We start from the raw sequence: 3171 nt of genomic DNA on the forward strand, positions 1-3171 counted from the left end.
GGCCCGGCCCTCGGGCGGGGCATCGCCGCCCGACTCGCCCGGCCCGTGCTGTACGAGGCGGAGCTGTTCCGCCCGAGCGCGTACTGGGTCGTCACCCCGGACGGCGCGCACGGGCGGGCGCGGTTGCACGGTCCCCGGGCCGAGGGCGGCGGGCAGCCCGGTTACGTCCTGGACGCCGCAGAGATCCCCGTACCCGGGCTGCCGAACGTACCCGTCGAGATCATCTACGAGGCGATCGGCGACCGCTGCGGCTTCGCCTTCGCCGAGGCGCTGCGCGGGATCGTCGACGCCCTGGCGGAGTGCTGCCCCCACGCGCGTACGGCCGTGCTGCGCGGTTCCCTGGCCACCGACACGGCGGATCGTTTCAGCGACTTCGACCTCGTGTGGACCGTGCCCGACGCGGACTTCGCGGCGTGCGTCGCGTCGGTGGCGTCCTTCCTGAACACCGCCCATCCGCTCCTGCTGCCGCCGCGCAGCGACCCGGACTTCCGCCACCGCGCAGACCGCCGGCTGCTGTTCTTCTCCTTCCGCGATCTGCCGCTGTTCTGGCGGCTGGACCTGGAGGTACGGGCGGAGTCCGGCTCCCCGGCCGGGCCCGCGGCGCCGGCGGGCGGCGGGTGGCCGCTGTCCGCGAGCGCGCTGGCCAACGCGGTCGGCGCCGTGAAGGCCGTGAGGCGTGACCGCCCCGACACGGCGTGCGGCCTCCTCGACCGGGGCTTCGAACGCGTCGGCTCCGAGCGCCGGGCGACGGGCCGCTGGCCGGAGGACGTGCGGCGGCTGGTGGATGCGGCGGTGGCGGGGGAGAAGGGGAGGGACGGGGGGGACGGGAGGGACGAGGGAGTGCGGGCGTTGGCGGACAGGGTGCGGGAGCTGGTGGCGACGGAACTGGAGGGGACTGGCTAGAACGGGGCAGAGCCGGTCCGGGGCGGTGCGTGCCGGTCCGGGGCAGTGCGTGCCGATCCGAACCACCGGGGCGATCAACCTGAGTCAAACTGGTGTCATGTCGTCTCCCCGCCGCGCCTGCCCCATCTGCACCCGCGAGATCGCCGTCGTCGGCGGCCGCTACGCCCGCCACGACCCGCCGGGCCGCCGTACGAGCTTCGAGCTGATCTCCTGTCCCGGCTCTCGACGGATGGCCCCCCTGATGGCGGCGGCCCCCAAACTCTTCGACCCGGAGGAGCCGCCGATCCCGGGCCAGCAGCCGCTGTTCTAGCTGCTCCAGCTGCTGGGTCGGGTGTCGGGGCGGCATTCCAGGTCGCGTCGGGGCAGCTCACCGGAGGCGAGGTAGGCGTTGGTCACGGCGTCGACGCAGCGGCTGACGCCGCTCCCGTACGCGATGTGGACACGGGCGCGGAGTGTCGCGAGCCGTGATCGCGGCAGCAGGCCGTGGAGGGCGACGCCCTCCGAGTAGGCGGCCTTGACATCGCCGGTGGCGGCGATGAGGAGGGCGGGCACCCGGTTGCCGATGACGGGGTGCGGCTCGCGCGGGGCGGGCCAGAAGGCGCACGGCAGGATGTTGTGGAACAGCGGCCCGAACACCGGCAGGGCGGCGCGGCTGCGCTCGATGTCGCGCCAGTACGCCATCGGGTCGTGCGGCATGGGCCCGTCCGCGCAGGAGACGAGGACGTCGCCGCCGGTCGGCCCGTCGGGCGGGGCGGCCATGGCCCGTAGCAGCTGCTCGGCCGCCCCGCCGCTGGGCGGCGGCGCGGGCTTCCCGTCGGCGGCCGTACGGAAGAGGCTCAGGACCTCGCCGAGCTGCGGATTCCGTCGGGCGTCGGCGAGGAGCGCGTACAGGGCGATGGGGAACTGCCGCTCGCCGAGCGTGTACGGACCGAGCCGCAGCGGCGCGTGGGCGGCGGCGCGCCGGATGTGCTCCACGGTGCGCAGCACGTCCCGGCGGGTGGCCCCGAGCCCGTACGCGTCATCGCGCCGCGCCGCCCACCCGGCCCACGCGTGGAGCGCGCGCTCGGTGGACGCGGCCTGGCCCTGGAGCGTACGGAGCGGCCAGCGGCGCGGATCGACGGGCGCGTCGAGCACGAGCCGGTCGACGCGGGCGGGGAACAGCTGCGCGTAGACGGCGCCGAGGTACGTACCGTACGACTCGCCCAGATAGGAGACGCGCTCCTCCCCGAGCGCGGCCCGCACCTGGTCGAGGTCGCGGGCGACGGAGAGGGTGCCGGCGTAGGGGAGGGCGTCGGAGGCGTGCGCGCGGCAGCCCGCGGCCAGTTCGCGCTGGCGCGCCGCCGACCGCCGGAACCCGTCGAGATCATGACCGGCGGCCTCCGCCCAACTCTTCACCGGCCAGCGGCAGTCGGCAGCCGAACTCCGCCCGATGAACCGCGGATCCACCCCGATCAGATCGAACCGCCCCGCCAGCCCGTCCCCCATCGCCCGACGCGTCTTCACCGGCATCCCGAGCCCAGGACTGCCGGGCCCGCCGGGGTTCGTCAGCAGCGCCCCGATCCGGTGCGCCCGGTCGGTCGCCGCGATCCGCGAGATGCGGAGGGTGACGGTGCGGCCGTCGTGGGGATGGGCGTAGTCGAGGGGCACGACGAGGTCGGCACAGCGCGCTTTCGCGGCGTCGAGCGCGGTGTCGTGACAGGACTCCCAGCTCAGTGCTTTCGGGGGCGGGGGCGAGGGCGGGGGTTGTTCCTCGGCGTGCGCGACCGCGCCCGGCGCGAGTAACCCGGTGGCGGTGGCGGTGGCGGTGGCGGTGGTGAGAGCGAGGGCGAGCGCGGTGCGTACGGCGGCGTTCCTGCGTTGTCGAATCCCCATGGGGGAGGGGACGCGGGGGAGAGGAGGGAGGTTGAGGGGGAGGATGGGGTCAACTCGGGGACAGGGAGCGGTGGGTGGGGTGGGAAGAGCTGTGGACGGAGAAGTGGGATCTTGGCTGGCGGCGAACGCGGTTCCGCTGGTCGGCGGTCTGACGGCGGGTGCGCCGACCGCCGACCTGGAGCCGCTGAAGCGGACGCTGGACGGGGTCCGGGCCGTGGGGCTGGGGGAGGCCACGCACGGCACGCGGGAGTTCTTCCTGCTCAAGCACCGGCTGCTGGAGTTCCTGGTCACGGAGATGGGCTTCACCGTCCTGGCGATGGAGGCCGGCGCCTCGGCGGCCCTCGCCGTGAACGACTACGTCCTGCACGGCATCGGCGAGGCTGCGGACGTGCTGAC

4 protein-coding genes are annotated in these 3171 nt (G+C 74.8%); 3 read left to right on the forward strand and 1 reads right to left on the reverse strand.

Translation table 11 applies throughout. From position 1 onward, the window contains the following. Both ACFU99_RS06625 and ACFU99_RS06630 read left to right on the forward strand, forming a co-directional pair. On the forward strand, positions 1–903 hold a 903-nt coding region (locus ACFU99_RS06625), incomplete at its 5' end, for a hypothetical protein (RefSeq protein WP_384386748.1). A gap of 97 nt (positions 904–1000) precedes the next feature. Continuing rightward, positions 1001–1213: a hypothetical protein gene (locus tag ACFU99_RS06630; RefSeq protein ID WP_363133471.1), complete on the forward strand. Its 213-nt coding sequence runs from the start codon at positions 1001–1003 to the stop codon at positions 1211–1213. On the opposite strand, the gene ACFU99_RS06635 is transcribed toward ACFU99_RS06630, so the two are convergent. Beyond that, positions 1210–2775, reverse strand: coding sequence for an alpha/beta hydrolase (locus tag ACFU99_RS06635; RefSeq protein WP_384386751.1), 1566 nt, complete (start codon positions 2773–2775; stop codon positions 1210–1212). The two genes, ACFU99_RS06630 and ACFU99_RS06635, sit on opposite strands and share 4 nt — an antisense overlap. Positions 2776–2878: 103 nt before the next feature. Here ACFU99_RS06635 and ACFU99_RS06640 point away from each other — a divergent pair. After that, positions 2879–3171: erythromycin esterase family protein (locus ACFU99_RS06640; RefSeq protein WP_384386754.1), on the forward strand; the 293-nt coding region annotated here is incomplete at its 3' end.

Source organism: Streptomyces sp. NPDC057654 (genome assembly GCF_042800135.1).
Taxonomy (GTDB): Bacteria; Actinomycetota; Actinomycetes; order Streptomycetales; family Streptomycetaceae; genus Streptomyces.

Excerpts from the sequence above, each read along its gene's own strand:
- ACFU99_RS06630 (WP_363133471.1), top strand. The coding sequence starts at position 1,001 with ATGTCGTCTCCCCGCCGCGCCTGCCCCATCTGCACCCGCGAGATCGCC.
- ACFU99_RS06635 (WP_384386751.1), bottom strand. The coding sequence starts at position 2,775 with ATGGGGATTCGACAACGCAGGAACGCCGCCGTACGCACCGCGCTCGCC.